We start from the raw sequence: 21,566 nt of genomic DNA on the forward strand, positions 1-21,566 counted from the left end.
TTTGTCAAAGTTTTGAACTTTGACAAAGATAAAATTAGATTTTAAAGCACAACACCTATAGTTTAAATGAACTTATATCACTTATATAGTGTTTAGACTTTATCGAATGTTTTTTTTAACAATTTTGAATTCGTTTAAATCTTTACTAAAATCCTAAAGTTATACTAAACCTTAGCAGCTCAGAACCTCAGAAACTTTAATAAAAACTAAACTTCAAATTTGTAGCCAACTCCTTTTATTGTTTTAAAAAGATCTTCGCCAATTTTTTCACGCAGTTTTCTGATGTGAACATCAATTGTTCTTCCTCCAACTACTACTTCGTTACCCCAAACTTTATCCAAGATTTCGTCTCTCTTGAAAACTTTCCCTGGTTTTGAAGCTAATAGATAAAATAATTCGAATTCTTTTCTTGGTAAAGCAATTTCTACATTGCCTTTTATGATTTTATATTCTTCACGGTTTATCTCGATTCCGCCTACATTTAAAGTATCTGTAACGACTTCTTGTTCTTTTAACCTTCTTAACAGAGCCTTTACTTTAGAGACCAACAATTTTGGTTTAATAGGCTTTGTAATATAGTCATCAGCACCAGCGTCAAAACCAGCTACTTGCGAATAATCTTCACTTCTTGCCGTAAGGAATGTTATGATAACATTATTTAATTCAGGAATTTTTCTAATATGCTCGCACGCTTCCATTCCGTCCATTTCTGCCATCATCACGTCCATAATAATTAATTCTGGCAATTCTTTCTGAGCTTTAGCTATAGCATCTTTTCCATTAGAAGCTGTAACAATCTGGTAGCCTTCCTGAGCTAGGTTATAGCCAACGATTTCTAAGATATCTGGTTCGTCGTCAACTAATAAAATCTTAGTTTGTGTTTTTTTCATAAATAGCAAAAATTGAGATTTTTTACATCAAATCTTTTAATTATTTATCCGATGTTTTTCATTTCACGGGGTAAATATACTAACAAAAGAACCTTTAAAAATTGGTGTTAACGGTAATTTAATCTGGTAACAATTTGATAATCTTAAGCACACAGAAACATAACAAGTTGGTAACATCGACTTCACGGTGCAGTTATTTCTTTGCACCAAAATAAATTAACACAACACTGAACAAAAATGAAATTCAATTTAAGATTTCTCTTTATTGCATTATTTATCTGTACGATTTCGATCGCGCAAAACAAAGGTACAATTTCCGGAGTTCTAACCGACAAAGACATGAACAACGAAGTTTTACCATTTGCTAATGTTTTAGTTAAAGGTACAAATATTAGCGTAAATACCGACGTAGATGGAAAATATTCCTTAAGCGTAAATCCTGGAAATTATACTCTTATTTTTAGTTTCTTAGGATATGAATCTGTAGAAGCTCCAGTTGCTGTAAAAGCAAACGAAACTGTAGTGATGAATCAGGCACTTTCATCTGGAAGTTATACACTTAAAGACGTAGTAGTACAAGCTGCGGCTGTAAGCAAACAAAAAGAAACTGCTCTTTTATTAGAACAAAAAAATGCGGTTGACATCAAACAATCTATTGGTGCACAGGAACTTTCTAGAAAAGGTGTGGGAGATGTAGCGGCGGCTGTCGTAAAAACATCTGGAGTTTCTAAACAAGAAGGAAGTAACAATATTTACGTAAGAGGTTTGGGAGACCGTTACAACTCTACTTCTATGAACGGATTACCAATTCCTTCAAATGACCCAAAAATGAAAAACATCGCTCTTGATCTTTTTTCGACAGATATTGTAGAATATATTTCTATTGACAAATCTTATGGAGCAAGAATGTATGGTGATTTCGCTGGAGGTAATGTAGATATTGTTTCTAAAGATTACCGTGGAAAAGGAATGTTTGAAATTTCTTTGGGTTCAAAAATCAATACCAATGCAATACAAAACTCAGACAGATTTTTATTGCAGCAAGGACCGACCAAAACAGGATTTGTTTCTTATGGAGTTCCTCAAAATGCCTTAGACGGATATAATTTTGAAAACAGCTTAAATCCAACAAAAGAAAGTCCATTTGGAGGAAACTTCAACTTAAAAGCTGGAAAAACTTTCAACATTGGTGAAGAAGGAAAACTTAGTCTTTTCGCAACAGGAGGTTTTAATAATGGTTACGAGTTCAGAGAAGGATTGACTCAAAATGTAAATGCCCAAGCAGCACCATTAAAATCTTTTCACCAGGTAAAAACCACTTATAACACAAACACTACAGGAATGTTTAACGCTAATTACCGTTTAAACAAAAATCATAAAATTGGTTACAATTTCTTGTTTGTGAATTCATCAGAACAAACAAGAGACACTTATCTAGGGACTGATCGTGATTATGAAAATGACAATGCTCCCGCAGATCTTTTGGTTCAAAGAGGAACATTTACACAAAACACAGTATTCATCAACCAGCTCTTAGGAAGCCACAAAGTAACAGACAAAATTGATTTTGACTGGGGTGTTTCTTACAACACTGTTAAAGGTGACATGCCAGACAGAACTGAAAACAAAATGTATCTTTACAAAGATACTGGTCGGTACAATATTGCTCAAAGAACAAATACAGATAACAGTAGATACTATCAAAACTTAAAAGAACACGAAACTGCTGCTAATCTTGCCTTTATTTACAAGCTTGGAGATAAAGAAAGTGGTGAATCTAAAGGAAAAATCGCTGTAGGATACAACGGTAAATTCAAAAAGCGTGATTTTGAAGCTATTCAGTTCAACTTCCCTATCACTACAACTGGTTTTAATGTAAACGTTACACCAAACAATTTAGACAGTTTCTTTAATCAGCAAAATTTAGGAACTTATTTCAACATTACTTCTTTCGCAGGAATGACTCCACAAACTTATGGTGGTGATCAAGATATTCATGCAGGATTTGCTAATCTGGAATACAAATGGAGCGAAAAATTTAGTGGAATTATTGGTTTTAGATACGAAAAAGTATCTCAAACAGTTTTCTGGAGAACACAGCTTGATGCAGTTGGAGGAACAAATACATTTGACAGAAATGAATTTTTACCAAGTTTAGCATTGAAATACGAATTAAACGAAAAACAAAATCTTCGTTTAGCTGCAAGTAAAACTTACACATTGCCACAATTTAAAGAACGTGCTTTATTCTTGTACCAAGACGTAATGGATTCTACAATTGGTAACCCTTACTTATACCCTTCACAAAACTATAATCTTGATCTAAAATGGGAAATGTTCCCGAAAAGCGATGAGTTATTCTCTGTTACTGCGTTTGGAAAATATATCCTAGATCCAATTAATGAGGTTGTCATAGCATCAGCTTCAAATGATATTTCATGGGTTAATATTGGAGACCAAGGTTATGCTTATGGAGTTGAATTGGAAGCAAGAAAAAACCTTTTCGAAATTGAAGGAGAATACACCAATAAACTTTCTTTTGGATTTAATGCTTCTTTAATGAAAACGTATCAAGATATTGATAAACTAAAAGTTCAAAGAGAAACTCAAAACAAAATGAGCATTAACTTGACCGATTCAAGTTCAGGTTTTACAGGAGCTTCAGATTTGATTTTAAATGCTGATTTATCGTATACTAAAAACTTTAGAAACGATTCAGGAATTATGGCAACAATTGCATACAACTACTATTCTGACAAACTTTATGCGATTGGAGCTGAAGAAAAAGGAAATTTGGTAGACAAAGCAATGGGATCTCTTGATCTTGTTTTTAAAAGCAAATTAACTAAAAGTTTCGGAATTGATTTTGGAGCAAGAAACCTTTTAAATCCAGAATTCAAAAGAGTACAGGAAAACAAAAGTGGTGACGTATTAGTATTTAATTATAAAAAAGGTTTGACATTCGGTCTTGGTATGAACTACCAGTTCTAACACAAACCCAATATTGAGTTATCAATTCCTTAACATTTCAATAAAAAACATATAACAAATAGATTACAACGGCTTAACGTTGATTCAAGCTTAAGTTCTAATCTTTGCATAAACACAAACTAATTAAAAAAGTAATGAAAAAAACAATTTCAACAATTTTCTGCCTAGCAGCTTTATCACTTGTAACACTTACAACATCTTGCTCTAGCGACGATCCAAAAACTGAAACACCAACATCAGATTTCGTAGTAGTAAGAGACAACTTACAAGGAGAAATTAAAAGTGGTGAGGTAGTACTAGAATCTGGAACTTACAAACTTACAGGAAAATTAGTAGTTAACAGCTCTGCAAAACTTACTATTAAAGCTGGAGTTATTATTGAAGCAACTGAATTAGACAAAACAAAATTAGAATCTATCAGATATATCGCTATTGCTCAAGGAGGACAAATTGATGTTCAAGGAACTGCTGCAAGTCCAGTTGTAATGACTGCTACAGTTAAAACTCCTGCTGCTTGGGGTGGATTAGTAATCTGTGGAAAAGCTCCAATCAACAAAAGTCTTACTGGTGCTCAAGCTGAGGTTTCTGATTTAGCATACGGTGGAACTGATGCTGCTGATAACTCTGGTTCAATCAAATATTTAAGAATTGAATATCCTGGTTATTCTTACACTCCAGAAAAAGAATTCAACGGACTTTCTTTATTCGGAGTTGGAAACAAAACTGTTATTGATTATGTACAAATTTTCGAAAGTTCTGATGATGGATTCGAGTGGTTCGGTGGAACTGTAAACGCATCTCACTTAGTAGTTTCTAATAAAGACGCTAACACTGTTGGTGATGATTTATTTGACTGGACTGAAGGATGGAACGGAAACGGTGATAGCTGGTACGGAATCAGAACAAATGGTGGTAACAGAGGTATCGAAGCTGATAACAACGCAAACAATCACTTAGCTACTCCTATTTCTTTCCCTAACATCAAAAACCTTACTTTGATCGGTGGAACTTCAATCGGTGGAGAATCTCAAGGTATGAAATTAAGAGTTGGAACTAAAGGTAAATTTGACAACGTAGTTTTAAAAGGATGGGCAACTGGTTTTGATGTTCAACACGACGAAACTCTTTCATACGTTGGAGCTGACTTATTAGCAACTAACGTTAAATTCGAAGATGTTACACTTAAAGTAAAAGGTACTGCTACAACTGCTACTGGAACAGTTCCTGATATGACTAAACTTTTCACAGAATCTGCATCTGCAACTGGAGCAGGAAACGGATCAGGAGTTCCTACATGGGCTGCTGGATGGACAAAAGGTCTATAATCTCATAAAGATACAATATTCAAAAACACCCTAATTTTTTAGGGTGTTTTTTTTGTTTATAGATCTTATAAAAAGACTATAAACTTGTAATAACTTCAAGTTCATAATGTTAAAAAATATCTTAAAATTTAGAATGTTTATTTTTGGCGTACTTTTTGTAATTTTTTTTGTATATTTACGATATCCAAATACACGCGATGGCAAAAAACTACTTTTATATTACATTCTTATTGGCATTTTTCTTTACTGTAAGCGTTTCAGCGCAAGACAGCAAGCAATTACCAAAACCTCAGGAATCTACTTCTATTGAGGGTCTTAGTTTGTACCCTAATCCCGTTACAAATGGAAAAGTATACATTTCATCTAAAAACGATTTAGAAAAAGAAATTATTGTATTTGATATCTTAGGAAAAAAAGTATTACAAGCTCACCTGACATCAAAAGAATTAAATGTTTCGGAACTGCCACCTGGCGTTTATATCATAAAAATAAGCGAACAAAACGCTTCAACAACCCGCAAACTTATTATCAGGTAATTAAAATACAATAACCTCAATATAGCAAAAGCTCAAAGATTTACTTTGAGCTTTTTTTATTTTTAATTAGTAAATATTTAACAAGAATTATACGATTACTTAACGTAAGTAATTAACTACAGGCAATATATTTATCTACATTTATATAAGAAAATTTTTATAACCTTAAAACAATTCAACAAATGAAAATCAAAAAAATTATTCTTAGTTTACTCGCAGCATGCATGCTGTTTTCTTGCGAAAATGACGAATCAGTTTCAAATGTAGATGCTACAGCAAATGTATTGGTTAAAGATTCACCAGTTGTACAAAAATTACTCGGCTTGGGTTACAAAATCGAAGACATTACCGAAACCAAAGATTTTTATCTTGTCGAAGGTGATATTATGTTTTCTAAAAACATTAATGATTACAGCAAAAATGAAACAGCTAGACATGCGTCATCTAATAATTTAATTTCTACCCCTTATAGAATAATAACTGTTTATATTGACAGTTCGGTTTCTCAACCTGGAGTAGACAACTGGACTAGCGCTATTTTATCAGCAATGGATAAATGGTCTGTTTTGTCTGGAAATTCTATAGCTTTCGTGCGTATTTACGAAACGGCAGATATTACAATTATGAGCGATTATGGATTATTACACAATAACGTTTTAGCATCAGCAGGATTTCCTACATTAAATGGAAAAGCTAATCCTTATATTACGATAAATTTAGATTTCCTTGGAAACCAAACAATCTCAGAAAGCACAAAAATATATAACATGGTTCATGAATTTGGACATTCTCTAGGTTTAAGACATACTAATTGGGAAGCAAACGAAGGCCTTTATGACCAAAACGGAAATTTAATAGGCGCAAATTATATTCCAAACACACCACAATCAGATGTAAATTCAGTGATGAATTCAAATACAGCATTGAACTCATGGAACGGTTTTTCAAATTATGATGTTATCGCTGTAAATTACTTGTATCCTTCACTAGCGTGTAACATTCGTATTGTGGGACCATGGGAAGGTAGATGCGCATATAATCGTTATGGTGACATAGTAGAGTACAATGTATATAGTGTTGGAGGAAAACAATTAAATACAGATGACGGTAGTCCAACTTGGCAAGTTTCAGGAAACTCTTTAGAAATCATAAGCGCAAATAATACTTCATGCAAAGTACGTATAAAAAGCACTAATACAACATGGCCGGCTACAGGAGTTGTAACTAGAACATCAATTACAGGATGTATCAGTACTTACAGTGTATCATTAAACAATTGTCTTGATCCTAATATAACAGATTAACAATTACATCGTAAATACTATTTTAAAAAGCTCCGTTTGGAGCTTTTTTTAGTTTACAGTAGCAATCACAGTAGCCAGTTACAAACATTGCTGAAAACTGAGGCTGTGACTGCAACTGAAAACTAAAAAATAAATATCTTTGCAAAAAAAAGTTTTGATCACAGCCAGCGATATCTTTACCATTTCGAGTCAGAAACAATTTGAAAAAATAGCACTAAAAATGTTTCGTTTTCAACACGAGAACAATAAGGTGTATCGCGACTTTTGTGATTTTTTAAAAGTAAATCCGCAGCAGGTAAAATCACTGCAGCAAATCCCTTTTTTACCTATTCAGTTTTTCAAAAGTCATGATGTAGTTTCAAATAACGATCCTGCACAAGTTACTTTTACCAGCAGCGGTACAACCGGAATGATTACAAGCCGACATTTGGTAACCGATGTTACATTATACGAAGAAAGTTACCGCAAAGGATTTTCTCAGTTTTATGGCAATATAGAAGACTACGTTGTTTTAGCCCTTTTGCCGTCTTATTTAGAACGTGAAGGCTCTTCGTTAATCTATATGGTAGAAGACCTGATAAAACTCTCCAATCAGCCTGAAAGCGGGTTTTATTTACACAATCACGAGGACTTAATCAAAAAACTTCTTGAATTGGATGAAGCTGGTCAAAATGTAATTCTTATTGGTGTTACTTATGCTTTATTAGATTTAATCGAAAAACATCAATTCAACCTTCAAAACACCATTATCATGGAAACTGGAGGAATGAAAGGGAAAAGAAAAGAAATGATTCGCGAAGAATTACATGAAATACTTTGTAAAGGTTTTGGCGTTTCATCCATTCACTCAGAATATGGAATGACCGAGCTTTTAGCACAAGCGTATTCTCTTGGCGAAGGAGTTTTCGAATGCCCTTCTTGGATGCATATTTTAGTTCGTGATCCAGAAGATGCGCTCACTTACGTGAAAGATGGAAAAACAGGCGGAATCAATGTAATTGATTTAGCCAACATCAATTCTTGTTCTTTTATTGCAACACAAGATTTAGGCAAAAAAAATCCCAACAACTCATTTGAGGTATTGGGACGTTTTGATAATTCTGATATTCGTGGTTGTAACTTAATGGTTTTGTAAAATGGTGTAATCGTTTAATCGCAAAAAAACCGATTAAACAGAAAAAATCAATTCTCTTCAGTCAAACCAATACTTTCTATTCCTTCTTTTTTAGATAGTACTTTTTCTTTTTCACATTTACGTTCCAACAGTCTGTAAACACCGTAACAAGTTAGACCACCACAAAGTACAAAAAGTATATTCCATCCCACATTAGTAAAACTTTCATCGTTAACGCTATCAAGTCCGTTAAAAAAAACAGAAAGCAGTCCAATTATAAATCCTGATATAAGAGTCCCTCCATAATAAGACAATATTCCAATACCAAAATAACCCCATTTGCTCTTATCATATTCAAGGGCCAAATTGGTAAATCCCTTCCAAATCCAGTAAATTAGTAAAATTCCGATCATTTTCTTTTAGTTAGTTTTTAGGGAATAAACTTAATAAAAAAAGTTTTACATTTTCATTATCAATAAATTAAAATAAAAAAAATCCCAAAAACTCTTTTGAGAATTTGGGATTTATATATTTGAAATTTAAAAGCTTTAACCAATCAAAAAGTTAAACTACACGAATCACGAAATAATTCTTTTTTCCGCTTTGTAATAAAACGAATTGATTATTGATTAAATCATTAGTTGTTAAAGTAAAATCTTCTTTAATTTTTTCTCTATTTACAGAAATAGAATTTGCCGTTAAAGCTCTTCTTGCTTCTCCGTTTGATTTAAAGAAACCTGTCTTTTCGTTTAAAACAGTAATAATTTCCAATCCATTTTCTAAATCCGCTTTTGCGATTTCAGCTTGCGGAACTCCGTCAAAAACTTCTAAGAAAGTTGCTTCATCCAGTTTTTTCAAATCTTCAGCAGTTGAATTTCCAAACAAAATATTTGACGCTTGAATTGCTTTTTCTAATTCTTCTCTATTGTGAACAAAAACCGTAATTTCTTCTGCCAATTTCTTTTGCAAAACTCTTAAATGCGGAGCTGTTTTATGTTCTTCAATCAACGCGTCAATTACTTCTTTATCTAAGAAAGTAAAGATTTTGATGTATTTCTCAGCATCAGCATCTGTTGTGTTTACCCAAAATTGGTAGAATTTGTAAACCGAAGTTTTATCAGCATCCAACCAAACGTTTCCTCCTTCAGATTTTCCGAATTTAGATCCGTCAGCTTTTGTAATTAATGGTGTTGTTAAAGCATATGCTTTTGCATTTTCTCCACCCATTCTACGCACTAATTCTGTTCCTGTGGTAATATTACCCCATTGATCAGAACCGCCCATTTGCAGAATACAGTTGTTGTTTTTATATAAATGATAAAAATCATAACCTTGAATTAATTGATATGTAAACTCTGTAAAAGACATTCCCTCGCCTTCACCGCTAAATCTCTTTTTTACAGAATCTTTAGCCATCATATAATTTACTGTGATTCTTTTTCCAACTTCACGTGCAAAATCGATAAAAGAGAATTCTTTCATCCAATCGTAATTGTTTACCATTACAGGCGCATTTGCATCGGTTGAATTAAAATCTAAGAAACGAGACAAAACACTTTTAATTCCGGCAACGTTTTTAGCCAAAGCCACTTCATCAAGCAAGTTTCTTTCATCAGATTTACCAGAAGGATCTCCAATCATTCCGGTTGCTCCACCAACTAAAGCAATCGGTCTGTGTCCGAAATTCTTTAAGTGAACCAATAAAATGATCTGAACCATACTTCCAATATGCAGAGAATCTGCCGTTGGATCAAAACCAATATACGCAGTAGTAGCTTCTTTTAGTAATTGCTCTTCAGTTCCGGGCATACTATCATGATATAACCCACGCCATTTTAATTCTTCAACTAGATTCTTCATTTTTTTTCTAAAATAATTTGCGCAAATATAATCAATGGCAATGGCAATATCAAAAAGCAATGTACAATATCAATAACAAAAGACAATTACAAGATCAAAAAACAAAAACAATTTCAATTTCAATTTCAAAAAGCAATAACAATTTCAAAAAAACAAAAAACTTTGAACCTATGTAAATTTGCAACTTTGCAACTTAAAGGAAAAAACCTTTGCAACTTTGTACCTCCGCACCTTTGCACCTTCCAACCAAAAACTTATCTTTACAAAATGGTATTAGTAACTGGAGGAACTGGTTTAGTCGGCGCACATTTATTGCTTCATTTAATTGAAAATGGAGAAAATGTTCGGGCAATCTATAGAACTCAAAAGAGTATTTCGAAAACCAAATCGGTCTTTGATTTTTATAAGAAGTCAGATTTATTTGAAAAAATTAATTGGCTTGAAGCCGATATTCTAGACGTTCCCTCATTAGAAGATGCTTTTATTGATATCACACAAGTCTATCATTGCGCCGCACTAATTTCGTTTGATCCAAAAGACGAAGAAAAACTCAGAAAAACCAATATTGAAGGAACCGCGAACATCGTCAATTTTTCTATTGCAAAAGAAATCGAAAAATTTTGTTTTATAAGTTCGATTGCTGCTTTAGGAGATATTGCTCCTCACGAAACTTATATTACTGAAGAAACCGACTGGAATCCAGAAAAACCTCATAGCGATTATGCTATTTCGAAATATGGTGCCGAAATGGAAGTTTGGCGTGGACAACAAGAAGGTCTCAAAGTCATTATTGTAAATCCTGGCGTGATTTTAGGTCCGCCACAAATGATGACGATTTTCGAGCAGGGAAGCAGTGAAATTTATCAGAAAGTTTCAAAAGGACTTTCATTTTATACACTAGGAAGTACTGGTTTTATTACGGTTGATGATGTTGCGAAAACCACTTTTGAATTAATGAAAAGCGATATTCAAAACGAACGTTTTACACTCATTGCTGACAATATTGTTTTCAGAGATATTTTAAACACGGTTGCAGATGCTTTAAAAGTAAAAAAACCTCATATTCATGCAAAACCATTTTTCATGAATATGTTATGGACTGCAGATGCACTATTTTCGACTTTATTTTTCAGAAAAAGAAGTATTACCAAAGCAACTGCTAAAGCTTCTTATTCTAAAAATTTATATTCTAATGAAAAAATAAAAACCGCTCTAGGAACGGTTTTTATTGATGTTCATCATTATATTAAAAAGCAGATTTAACGAATCTGTTTTCTATGTTTTCTTTGCTCCATTTTAATAGAATCGATATTGACCTTTGGAATGGTTTTACGAATTGAATCTTTTACTTCTTTCGGCTTATTTTTATTTGCTTTCGCTGCTTTTTTCTCGTCAATTTTAGCCAGAGAATCTGCCGCTCGTTGATCTACAGCTATTCTTTTATTAACTTCATCAAACATATCTTTGTATGTTTCATAATCTGAAGCATAATACATATTATTCTGAGCAAACTGAAGGCTGTCTACTTTATACTTTTTTAAAACAAACTTTGTCGCATCGGTTTCAACTGAATCTAAAGACAATGGTTTTTGATATCGCATGGCCTCCAAAAGTGACAAATCATACATAATATCAATCATTTTGTCCTTTTCAATAAGCTTTGCAGGCTGTTTTACGAGCTCTTTTTTACAGCTTATAGAAAGAAATAAAACCAATAGTATTACTACAAAATTCTTCATAGTTGCTTTTTATCTGTCAAATAATAATCTTTTTCCAGCTCTTGTATCTTTTACTTTGAAATTATTATAAACTAATTCTCCGTTTACAAAAGTATGCGTAATTCTCGATTTGAAAGTAAAATTCTCAAAAGGAGACCATCCGCATTTGTATAAAATATTTTCTGGTTTAACGCTCCAAGGCAAGCTCGGATTTACAATTACCAAATCGGCGTGGTAACCTTCTCTGATAAAACCTCTTTTTTCGATTTTGAAAATCTTAGCCGGATTGTGGCACATCTTCTCCACGATTTTTTCCACACTAATTTTTCCTTGATGATACGCTTCAAACATCGCCACAACGGCATGTTGAACTAACGGACCTCCAGAAGGCGCATTCAAATAAGACTGCATTTTTTCTTCTTTTGTATGAGGCGCGTGATCTGTTGCAATGACATCAATTCTTCCATCATTTAACGCTTTCCAAAGTTCTGCACGATCTTCAGCAGTTTTAACAGCAGGATTCCATTTTATGAAATTCCCTTTCGTTTTATAATCTTCATCTGTAAACCAAAGATGGTGAACACAAACCTCAGCAGTGATTTTTTTATCTTCTAACGGAATTTTATTCGTAAACAACTCCATCTCTTTCGCAGTAGAAAGATGAAAAATATGCAATCTCGCTCCAGTACGTTTTGCTAAAGCTACTGCTTTTGAAGAAGAAATATAACACGCTTCTGCACTTCTAATTAAATTGTGAGCTGTTACTGGAACATCATCTCCGTATTGCTCTTTAAAAGCTGCAAGATTATTTTTAATTGTCGTTTCATCTTCACAGTGAACCGCAATTAACATTGGCGTACTTGAAAAAATCTTCTCTAAAGTCTCTTCTCTGTCAACCAACATATTTCCAGTTGAAGAACCTAAGAAAATTTTAATTCCCGCAACATTTTTTGGATTCGTTTTTAAAACTTCTTCCAAATTATCGTTTGTTGCTCCCATCATAAACGAATAATTCGCAAATGATTTTTGAGCTGCAATATCATATTTGTCTTGTAAAATTTCCTGCGTAACTGCATTCGGAACCGTATTGGGCTGTTCGATAAAAGAAGTGATTCCTCCCGCAACTGCAGCACGAGATTCTGATTCGATATCTCCTTTATGCGTTAATCCTGGTTCTCTAAAATGTACTTGATCATCGATTGCGCCGGGCATTAAATAATTACCTTCGGCATCTATTACGATACAATCTGAAGTTTTTAATGAAATGCTGTCTGCAATTTCAACAATCAGATCGTTTTCAATTAAAACATCACCTTCAAAAATTGTCCCTTCGTTTACAATTTTGGCATTCTTTATTAAAATCCTGTTCATTTCGGTTGGTTTATAATGAATTGACTAATTTTCTTAATCTTAGCGAAATTACTCCAAGTATTGCTTCTTTGATAATAGCATTACTCATTTTAGAAACTCCTTTTGTTCTATCTGTAAAAATAATCGGAACTTCAGTAATTTGAAATTTGCCACAATAAGTTCTGTATTTCATTTCAATCTGAAACGCATATCCGACAAATTTTATTTTATTTAAATTGATTTTCTCCAGCACTTCTCTTTTGTAACATACAAAACCTGCTGTAGCATCGTGAATTTTCATTCCGGTAATAAATTTTACATAAACAGAAGCGAAGTAAGACATCAAAACTCTGCTTAAAGGCCAGTTGACTACATTTACTCCTGTTACGTAACGAGATCCAATTGCAAGATCTGCTCCACCAAAATGACAAGCATCATACAATTTTTCTAAATCGTTTGGATTGTGCGAGAAGTCGGCATCCATTTCAAAAATGAATTGATAATCGCGTTCCAAAGCCCATTTAAAACCATGCACATAAGCAGTTCCTAAACCTGATTTTTTAGTTCTTTGTTCTAAAAAAAGTTTGTCTGGAAACTCTTCCTGCAATGCAATTACTTTTTTTGCAGTATGATCAGGAGAATTATCATCTATAATAAGAAGATGAAAAGATTTATGTTGCGAAAGTACGGCTCTTACAATACTTTCTATGTTTTCAATTTCGTTGTATGTGGGAATTATGACAATACTATCATTCATTTTTTCTGGGTAATTTCACCGCAAAAGTAAACTTTTTATAGCATTTGATTCATAATAAATATATAATAAAAGTATTGCATCAAAAAATTACTAATTTTGTAACGCTATGATTGAACAACTTCATCCTCGAATTCTTGAAAACAAAGACTGGGCAACATTTTTATTTGTGTTGACCTTTGCTGTTGTTGCTATGACAAAATCTGCTTACGAAACCAGATTTAGTGAATTTAGCAAACTTATTTTTTCTGATAAATATGCAAAGATTTATCGCGACAACAACCATTTGAAAAGTAGTTTTACAGTTGGACTATTTTTTGTACAAATTGTATCGTATGCATTTTTCATCCTGCTTACAATGAACATTTTTGGACATGCTGCCAAAACCGACTGGATTTTGTTTATTCAGATTGCTACTTTTCTACTTTATTTCATTTTAGGAAAATATTTAATTGAGAAAATTGTAGCGACTTCCTTCAACATCGACGATTTTGTAGAGCTATTTAACTTACAAAAAGTAACATATCGAACTTATATTGGCGTTTTAATCCTTCCAATCAACGCTATTTTGTTCTATTACAACAATATTCCACAAATTATACCGCTAGGAATCATTGGTATTTCGCTGTGTATTAGTGTATACTCTTACTTTATTTCAATTAAAACGTATCAAAACGTAATTATCGGCAAGTTATTTTATTTTATTTTATATCTTTGCGCTCTTGAAATAGCCCCTTATTATTTTCTTTATTATTGGATAACAAAAGGGAGTGCTTAGAAAATATTTATAATATGAAAGTGAAAACAATTTTGGTGTCACAGCCTGAACCTAAAGTGGAGAATTCTCCTTACTTTGAGCTCCAACAAAAACACAAAATAAAAATTGATTTCAGACCATTTATTCATGTAGAAGGGGTTAGCGCAAAAGAGATTCGATTACAAAAAATCGATCTTAATCATTACACTGCGATCATTTTAACAAGTCGAAATGCTGTAGATCATTTTTTTAGAGTTGCTGATGAAATGCGTTACAAAGTTCCAGAAGGATTGAAATATTTCTGTCAATCTGAGGCCGTGGCGTTTTACCTTCAAAAGTATGTTGTGTACAGAAAACGTAAAATTTACGTTGGGGCAAAAGATTTTGCAGATTTATCTCCGTTAATCAAGAAGTACAAAGACGAAAAGTTTTTGCTTCCAGCATCTGACCAATTAAATGCAGATGCTCCTGTAACATTAAACGGTCTTAAAGTAGATTGGGCACAAGCTATTTTCTACAGAACTGTAATGAGTGATTTATCTGATTTAGCAGACGTTTATTATGACGTTTTAGCTTTCTTCAGTCCAACCGGAATCAAATCATTGTTTAAAAATTTCCCAGATTTTAAACAAAATGACACTCGAATTGCTGTATTTGGAAGCACAACTCAGAAAGAGGCTTTAGATCATGGTTTAAGAATTGATATTCTTGCTCCAACTCCTGAAACGCCTTCTATGACAATGGCACTTGAAAAATACGTAGCCGAAGCAAACAAAGGAAAATAACCTAACCAAGAGGAAAAAATATACTAGTTTTAAAATTCCAAATTCCAAATTAATCACTTGGGATTTGGAATTTTTTCGTTTTAAACACAATCCTTCTTGCTTGAGCTATATGTTCAAATTGGATATTTTTGGAATTTAATTTCCAGTTCTAGAATTTGGAATTTAATTTTTAGAATTTCCATTTTCAGAGCATTTTAATTACATTTGATTTCTATTGAAAACCCAAATCATAAAAAATAGTTTCAAATTGTAAGTTATGAAAATCAACTCTCTCTTAATTGAAATTGACGGAATCGATAAAGAAATTCTTCGCTATTTAATGGACGACGCACGAAAGCCCATTCTGCAAATCGCCAATAAAATAGGAATTTCTGGTGCGGCAATTCATCAGAGATTAAAAAAACTAGAACAATCAGGTGTTATCTCAGGATCTAAGTTTACTGTAAATCCAAAAGTTTTAGGCTATAATACAATGGCTTTTGTTGGGGTTTACTTGGATAAAGCCTCCAGAAACTCAGAAGCAGTAAAAGAACTGAGAAAAATTCCCGAAGTTCTAGAATGTCACTACACCACAGGAAACTGGTCTGTTTTAATTAAAATTATCTGTCGTGACAACGAACATTTGATGCAGCTTTTAAACACTAAAATTCAGGCTATTGAGGGAGTTTCCAGAACAGAGACCTTCATTTCTTTAGATCAACAAATTGATAGACAAATACAGCTTTAAACAAAGTAAATTCCAAAAAAAATCCAAACTCCATAAATTGGAATTTGGATTTTATAAAATTGGAATTTATTTTTTTAGTTCCTTCTGCTTCCAGAATATATCGAGATATAGTACAACAACGTTGCTATCGAACCGATGGCAGCAACTACATACGTTCTTGCGGCCCATTTTAAAGCATCTTTTGCTCCTGCTTGTTCTTCTGGCGTAAGCATATGTTTGTTTTCTAACCAAGCCAAAGCACGATTACTTGCATCATATTCTACCGGAAGTGTAATAACAGAAAACAAAGTAGTAGCTGCAAAAACAATAATTCCGATTAGCAATAATTGTGGAAAAACTTTGATCATAAGAATTCCAGCAATTAAAATCCATTGTACATAATTGGAAGCTACACTTACAATTGGCACCAACTTAGAACGCATTGTAAGCCATTCATATCCGATTGCATGTTGTACAGCGTGACCACATTCGTGTGCTGCAACTGCCGCTGCCGCTGCATTACGATGATTATAAACAGCCTCGCTTAAATTTACTGTTTTATCTGAAGGATTATAATGATCGGTCAATTGTCCAGGTGTCGAAATAACACGAACATCTGTAATTCCGTTATCAGCAAGCATTTTTTCAGCAATTTCTGCACCGCTCATACCGTTTCGCAATTGTAATTTTGAATACAACTCGAATTTACTCTTCAGCTGCGAGCTTACTAGCCAGCTGAACAACATAATAGCTCCAGCAATAATTAAATATCCTGATCCCATATTTTTTTTGTTTTTTTAGATTGATTTTTAAATTTACAAAACAAACATCAAATTACGCACCACTTTAACAAAATGTCATTTTGACATTTTTATACCAATTCTGGCTTAATTCAGCATATTGTTCTTCAACAAAAAAGCAATTAATTCTGCCACATTTTTCATTTTATATTTTTGAAGAATATTTCTACGATGGGTCTGAACCGTTAAAAAACTTAAAAACAAATCATCGGCTATTTCCTGAGTTGATTTTCCCTGAGAAAGCAGCAAAGCTATATCACGTTCTCTCCTACTCAAACCAGGAATGCGCTCTAAATCTTCAGATAAAGGCTGACTAATGATTGTTCGTACTTCTTCACTAAAAACAATTTCCCCCTCAATGGCTTTATAAATACAATTTTTAAATTCATCAAATGAAGCATTTTTAAGAATATAGCCGTTTCCACCGTTTTGAATAAACTGCATCACCAAACTTCTTTCAGACTGACTGCTCATTCCGATAATTACAATTTTAGGATGTTTCTGTTTGATTGTTTTACACAAATCAACTCCATTTATAACCGGAAGAAAAATATCCATTAAAATCAAATCGACTGTATTGTCTTCGATATAATCTAAAAGTGCGATTCCTGATTCAAATTTTTCGGTAATCTTAATATTTTCCAAATCCGACAACAAACCTGCGATTCCCGAAATCACAATCGGATGATCGTCTACAATTACTGTTTTATATATCATAATTTATAAGCTGTAATTAAATTTTCAACTCAATATAAGTTGATGTTCCTTTACCAATAACCGAATCGATTTCTAATTTTCCATTCATAAAAGCGACACGGTTTTTTATATTTCGCAAGCCCATTCCCTCGCGTTTTTCTGCAAATGCAACATTAAATCCAATTCCGTTATCTTCTACTGTGATAAAATAAACATCTTTATTTTGAGAACAAGAAACCAGAATCTGCGAAGCTTTAGCATATTTTAATGCATTATTTAAAAGTTCCTGAATGATTCTAAAAATCATCACTTTAAAATGTTGCGGCACACTTGCTTTTTTTATAAAATACTGCAATTCAATTGTCGTTTCCGAATTAGAATGCGAAGCACACAAATCTTTTAATGCGTGTTCTAATCCTAATTTCATTAAACTTTCGGGCATTAAATTCTGAGAAATATTGCGAAGTTCCTTTATAGAATCATTAAGCATTTCATTAATATTCGGATCGTTTTCTTTATGATCACGCTTAGAAAGATTCAAATGCATTTTCAATCCAGAAAGCATACTTCCGAGTCCGTCGTGTAAATCTCTGGCAATTCGTTTTCTTTCGATTTCTTCTCCTTGAATTAAAGCATTCGAAATCGACAATTTCTTCTCATTTTCGAGCACATCTAATTCTTGTTTATGATTGACCTCTTTCTGAAAACTTAACTTTTTCTGATAATTATTCCAGCTCCACAAAAACAAAACAGTCAAAAACAACAAAAACGAAAGCACCCCAAAAAGCATCGAGTTCAATCGATTATTATTGGCTTGTAAAATCGCTTTTTCATTTTCTGATTGCAATAAGGAAATCTTTTTTTCGCTTTCCGCTTTTTTGTATTTAGCCTCAAGTTCTACAATTTCGTTTGTTAGTTTATCTCCTTTAAGACTATCATTGACAACATTATATTTGTTGGAATAATAATATGCTTTCGAATACTCTTTTGTCGCATTATAAACCTTAGACAACTCTTTATAATAGTTTTTCTTGTCTATTATAAAAGAAGTATTTTCAATTAAATATTCGAGATTGCTTTTTGCTTTATCATAGTTTTTAAGCTTAAAAAGCACTTCATATTCTGCAAATTTCAATCGGTTTAAAGCAACCAGGTTTTTATGTTTTTCAGATGATTTTATTCCTTTGCCAAAACTGATTAAGGCTTCGCTATGTTTATTTTGTTTCGAATAATAAATCCCTTCTGAGTAAAAATAAGAATCGTTTAAGTTAGATTCCGGATAATCTTTTAAAGTCGAAAAAGCTTTATCCAAAATACTTTTCGCATCATAAAAATGTTTGAGTTCAACTAAATTCTCAGCATTAATAATATAAGTCTCCATTTTAGATTCTGCCAAAGTTGCCGACATTTTGGTTGCACTTTCTATATATTTCTGAGCCTTATCAAGATATTCTGCGGCTTTTTCTCGTTCATTATTATTCATAAAAATAATCCCCACCGCTTTACTCAAACCACTGATTAACTCATAATCACCACTTTTTTTTGCAATCGGAATGGCTTCATTTACGAGTAGTTTCATATAAGCATTTTCGTTATTCTTATGTTGTTGCAAGATTCCGTAATTCTGCAACACTATAGCTCGAAGTCGGTACGCTTCTTTGTAGCGGTATTTTTTCAGTTTTTCATTGGCTTGCAACAGCGCCTTTTCATAACCATCCAAATCTCCTTTTTCGACAAAACTATAAGCATTGTAATAAAGAGCGGCATCATTTACAAAAGGAAACTTCGTTTTTAAACGGTTTCCCTCTGCAAGAAATTCTTTGTATTTCTCAGCATCTTGAACCATTAAAAACAATTTGGCCAATCTAAAACTATTCAAACTCTTAATACTGTCGGACTTTACATTTTTGGTGTATCTGACAATACTGTCAATATAAACGGTATCATCATCTAATGAAAGAATCACTTGAGAATAAGAAACAACAGAGAAACTCAAAAAAAGCAATAAAGTGTAGATTTTATTCATAAATGGGGCATTTACTCAAAGTTATTAAAGCTTAATGACTTTCGAAAAGAAAAACCTGTCTTTTACCTGAAATCAGGTAATAAAAAATACATTTTATCAGGTATTGTTACCCGATTTATTAGCTTTTAACTTTGTTTAAATAAGATTTTAAATATAAATAATTAAAGGATTTACACATGAAAACACAATTGAAACAAATTATGCTAATGCTGACTCTTGTATTTACATTTGCTTCTTGCAGCAGCGATGACGATAAAGGATCTGTAAATAAATCAAGAGACGTTAAATTCGAAGTAACAGGAAATTTCACTGGAACAATTGATGCTGTTTACATTGAATCAGGAAATGCTGGACAAAGTGTAGATATCAATGCATTACCATGGACTAAAGAATTTACTGCTTCTGCAGATACTGCAGGTGTAGGAATAAATGTAACAGGTATTGGTGGTGCAGAGAACCAAACCATTACAGTTAAAATTTATGTTGGTGGAAAAGTAGAAAAAGAAACAACTGCAAAAGCAAAAAGCGACGGAACGGTTGTTGCTCTTCCGGGATCTTACATTTTCCCTCTTTAAAATTTAGTTTTAGAATTTAGATTTATGTTTTTGGTAAAAGAAAGCTTCGTAGGGGATTTTACGAAGCTTCTTTTTTTTATGACTCGAACTGATTGTTGATTTCTTCGAATTTTACAATTAGACTATTTATTTTTTCCTGCTGTTTTTTAATTTGCTTCGGACGGATGTAAAACCAATTAAAAAACATCCAAAGCAAAGTTATTCCATACGCTAAACTTGCTCCTAAAACACTCATTCTGCTTGCGTATTCATACATGTACAGACAAATTCCGATTGTTAGAAATACAAAATAAAAACTCATCATTTTGGTTTGTAAAAATTGCTGTTTCTTTTTAATGACAATCAGTTTGTGTAAATATTCCTGATTCGTTTGTGTTGAATCGATATTTTTATATTCGCCTAACAATTTGTTATACACAAACACATAAAGCATCATCGCCAGAATCGTTACCATAATTCCGATTTTGGTCGAAATAAATTGAGGTTGATAATACATCCAGATAAAAATGATAAATGCGCTTGTTGCCAAAAGTAGAATATTGACAATCCACAAACTGCGTAAAGCTGCTTTTTTAAATTTATTGACCCTTTCTAATAAATCTTTCATATCGGGCTGATTTATGGTTTGTTTTTTCCATAAATCTTTAAAATCTATATTGTTATCGTTGTTCATTTTCTTTAAATTTTTGAGTCAGTTTTTCTTTTATTCTGTGAATTTTCACCCTTACATTTGCTTCTGAAAGACCTACGATTTTGGCAATTTCAGCTTGCTTTACTTCTTCTAATTCCAGTGAAATAATGATACGATCTGTTTCAGGCAATTCAGCAATACATTGATACAAAAACTGAATCTGTGGTTCTATTGAATAATGTTTTTCTTCTGAAAGATGAACAGGAAGTTCCGATTTTGGAAATCGTTTCTGCTTTTCAATCTGCCTTAGACAATTATTGGAAGCAATTCTAAAAATCCAAGTTCCAATAGCCGACTCGTTTCTAAAGGTTTCCAATTTCTGCCAGACAATTATAAAAGTTTCCTGTGTCAAATCTTGTGCAGCATCATAATCGTTTACGAAACCCATGCAAAGCCTGAAAATTCGATCCCAATACGTTTTGTAGATTTGTTCAAATTCCATTTTTATTATTTTAAAAAAGTACTTAATTGCTCTAGATACCAAGCCGTATCATCGTACATAATAAAATGCAAACCATTTGTAGCATATTGAAAATTAGCCGTTTTTAAATTCTTATACTGATCTTCAATAGTTGGTTTTAAATTTATAAAATAAGATTCTAATAAAATTAAAGCTGGACATTTTATCTGCACGATTCTGTCTCTTAAATCAATATTATAAAAATCACAAAACATTTGCCCAAAAGTA

General features: G+C 32.7%; 21 protein-coding genes and 1 pseudogene. 10 read left to right on the forward strand and 12 right to left on the reverse strand.

Translation table 11 applies throughout. From position 1 onward, the window contains the following. Positions 1 to 206: 206 nt before the first annotated feature. Entirely contained in the window at positions 207 to 890 is a 684-nt protein-coding gene (locus VGE71_RS00190; protein WP_008465097.1) for a response regulator transcription factor, read from the reverse strand. Positions 891 to 1,127: 237 nt separating this feature from the next. Between VGE71_RS00190 and VGE71_RS00195 the strand changes: the two genes are divergently transcribed. The 5 genes from VGE71_RS00195 to VGE71_RS00215 all read left to right on the forward strand — a co-directional run bounded on the left by VGE71_RS00195 (position 1,128) and on the right by VGE71_RS00215 (position 8,181). After that, on the forward strand, positions 1,128 to 3,881 hold the full coding sequence (locus tag VGE71_RS00195; protein ID WP_331136493.1) for a TonB-dependent receptor: 2,754 nt from the start codon (positions 1,128 to 1,130) through the stop codon (positions 3,879 to 3,881). Between the two features lie 134 nt (positions 3,882 to 4,015). Beyond that, a complete protein-coding gene (locus tag VGE71_RS00200; RefSeq protein ID WP_331136494.1) occupies positions 4,016 to 5,206 on the forward strand; it encodes a hypothetical protein in 1,191 nt (396 codons plus the stop codon). A 197-nt stretch (positions 5,207 to 5,403) separates the two neighbouring features. After that, positions 5,404 to 5,742: a T9SS type A sorting domain-containing protein gene (locus VGE71_RS00205; RefSeq protein WP_331136495.1), complete on the forward strand. Its 339-nt coding sequence runs from the start codon at positions 5,404 to 5,406 to the stop codon at positions 5,740 to 5,742. A 182-nt stretch (positions 5,743 to 5,924) separates the two neighbouring features. Next, positions 5,925 to 7,046 (forward strand): M57 family metalloprotease, encoded by a 1,122-nt coding sequence (locus tag VGE71_RS00210; RefSeq protein ID WP_331136496.1) that lies wholly within the window; start codon positions 5,925 to 5,927, stop codon positions 7,044 to 7,046. A gap of 154 nt (positions 7,047 to 7,200) precedes the next feature. Further along, complete coding sequence (locus VGE71_RS00215; RefSeq protein ID WP_331136510.1) at positions 7,201 to 8,181, forward strand: acyl transferase; 981 nt, start codon at positions 7,201 to 7,203, stop codon at positions 8,179 to 8,181. Between the two features lie 47 nt (positions 8,182 to 8,228). Here VGE71_RS00215 and VGE71_RS00220 read toward each other — a convergent pair whose 3' ends face one another. Then, on the reverse strand, positions 8,229 to 8,573 hold the full coding sequence (locus tag VGE71_RS00220) for a hypothetical protein (RefSeq protein WP_331136497.1): 345 nt from the start codon (positions 8,571 to 8,573) through the stop codon (positions 8,229 to 8,231). Positions 8,574 to 8,724: 151 nt separating this feature from the next. Beyond that, entirely contained in the window at positions 8,725 to 10,020 is a 1,296-nt protein-coding gene (gene tyrS / locus VGE71_RS00225; RefSeq protein WP_331136498.1) for a tyrosine--tRNA ligase, read from the reverse strand. Between the two features lie 267 nt (positions 10,021 to 10,287). Between tyrS and VGE71_RS00230 the strand changes: the two genes are divergently transcribed. After that, a complete protein-coding gene (locus VGE71_RS00230; protein ID WP_331136499.1) occupies positions 10,288 to 11,283 on the forward strand; it encodes an NAD-dependent epimerase/dehydratase family protein in 996 nt (331 codons plus the stop codon). On the opposite strand, the gene VGE71_RS00235 is transcribed toward VGE71_RS00230, so the two are convergent. The 3 genes from VGE71_RS00235 to VGE71_RS00245 are packed head-to-tail and all read right to left on the reverse strand — an operon-like array spanning position 11,280 to position 13,845. Then, complete coding sequence (locus VGE71_RS00235; RefSeq protein ID WP_331136500.1) at positions 11,280 to 11,759, reverse strand: DUF4296 domain-containing protein; 480 nt, start codon at positions 11,757 to 11,759, stop codon at positions 11,280 to 11,282. The two genes, VGE71_RS00230 and VGE71_RS00235, sit on opposite strands and share 4 nt — an antisense overlap. Positions 11,760 to 11,768: 9 nt before the next feature. After that, positions 11,769 to 13,109 carry a dihydroorotase gene (locus tag VGE71_RS00240; protein WP_331136501.1) on the reverse strand — a complete coding sequence of 447 codons (1,341 nt, stop codon included), beginning with the start codon at positions 13,107 to 13,109 and terminating at the stop codon, positions 11,769 to 11,771. Between the two features lie 10 nt (positions 13,110 to 13,119). Further along, positions 13,120 to 13,845, reverse strand: a complete 726-nt coding sequence (locus tag VGE71_RS00245) for a polyprenol monophosphomannose synthase (protein ID WP_331136502.1) — start codon at positions 13,843 to 13,845, stop codon at positions 13,120 to 13,122. Positions 13,846 to 13,951: 106 nt separating this feature from the next. On the opposite strand from VGE71_RS00245, the gene VGE71_RS00250 reads away from it, so the two are divergent. The 3 genes from VGE71_RS00250 (at position 13,952) to VGE71_RS00260 (ending at position 16,111) form a co-directional block, all read left to right on the forward strand. Beyond that, positions 13,952 to 14,620, forward strand: a complete 669-nt coding sequence (locus tag VGE71_RS00250) for a DUF4271 domain-containing protein (RefSeq protein ID WP_331136503.1) — start codon at positions 13,952 to 13,954, stop codon at positions 14,618 to 14,620. 14 nt (positions 14,621 to 14,634) lie between these two features. Next, positions 14,635 to 15,384 (forward strand): uroporphyrinogen-III synthase, encoded by a 750-nt coding sequence (locus VGE71_RS00255; protein ID WP_111365823.1) that lies wholly within the window; start codon positions 14,635 to 14,637, stop codon positions 15,382 to 15,384. Between the two features lie 256 nt (positions 15,385 to 15,640). After that, the gene (locus VGE71_RS00260) at positions 15,641 to 16,111 is read left to right on the forward strand and encodes an Lrp/AsnC family transcriptional regulator (protein WP_008465121.1); all 471 of its coding nucleotides are present in this window, start codon (positions 15,641 to 15,643) and stop codon (positions 16,109 to 16,111) included. Positions 16,112 to 16,185: 74 nt separating this feature from the next. On the opposite strand, the gene VGE71_RS00265 is transcribed toward VGE71_RS00260, so the two are convergent. From VGE71_RS00265 to VGE71_RS00275, 3 genes are all read right to left on the reverse strand, one after another. Beyond that, positions 16,186 to 16,872, reverse strand: coding sequence for a zinc metallopeptidase (locus VGE71_RS00265; RefSeq protein WP_331136504.1), 687 nt, complete (start codon positions 16,870 to 16,872; stop codon positions 16,186 to 16,188). A 105-nt stretch (positions 16,873 to 16,977) separates the two neighbouring features. Next, positions 16,978 to 17,607, reverse strand: a complete 630-nt coding sequence (locus VGE71_RS00270; RefSeq protein WP_331136505.1) for a response regulator transcription factor — start codon at positions 17,605 to 17,607, stop codon at positions 16,978 to 16,980. Between the two features lie 16 nt (positions 17,608 to 17,623). Further along, positions 17,624 to 19,612 (reverse strand): sensor histidine kinase, encoded by a 1,989-nt coding sequence (locus VGE71_RS00275; protein ID WP_331136506.1) that lies wholly within the window; start codon positions 19,610 to 19,612, stop codon positions 17,624 to 17,626. 176 nt (positions 19,613 to 19,788) lie between these two features. On the opposite strand from VGE71_RS00275, the gene VGE71_RS00280 reads away from it, so the two are divergent. Continuing rightward, complete coding sequence (locus tag VGE71_RS00280; protein WP_331136507.1) at positions 19,789 to 20,187, forward strand: MmpS family transport accessory protein; 399 nt, start codon at positions 19,789 to 19,791, stop codon at positions 20,185 to 20,187. A gap of 76 nt (positions 20,188 to 20,263) precedes the next feature. On the opposite strand, the gene VGE71_RS00285 is transcribed toward VGE71_RS00280, so the two are convergent. From VGE71_RS00285 to VGE71_RS00295, 3 genes and pseudogenes are all read right to left on the reverse strand, one after another. After that, on the reverse strand, positions 20,264 to 20,860 hold the full coding sequence (locus VGE71_RS00285; protein WP_331136508.1) for a hypothetical protein: 597 nt from the start codon (positions 20,858 to 20,860) through the stop codon (positions 20,264 to 20,266). Further along, positions 20,847 to 21,320, reverse strand: a complete 474-nt coding sequence (locus tag VGE71_RS00290) for an RNA polymerase sigma factor (RefSeq protein WP_331136509.1) — start codon at positions 21,318 to 21,320, stop codon at positions 20,847 to 20,849. The genes VGE71_RS00285 and VGE71_RS00290 overlap by 14 nt, the downstream gene beginning before the upstream one ends. Before the next feature lie 5 nt (positions 21,321 to 21,325). After that, positions 21,326 to 21,566 (reverse strand): annotated as a pseudogene (locus VGE71_RS00295) (alpha/beta hydrolase); the annotation flags it as partial.

Source organism: Flavobacterium sp. (genome assembly GCF_036405015.1).
GTDB lineage: Bacteria > Bacteroidota > Bacteroidia > Flavobacteriales > Flavobacteriaceae > Flavobacterium.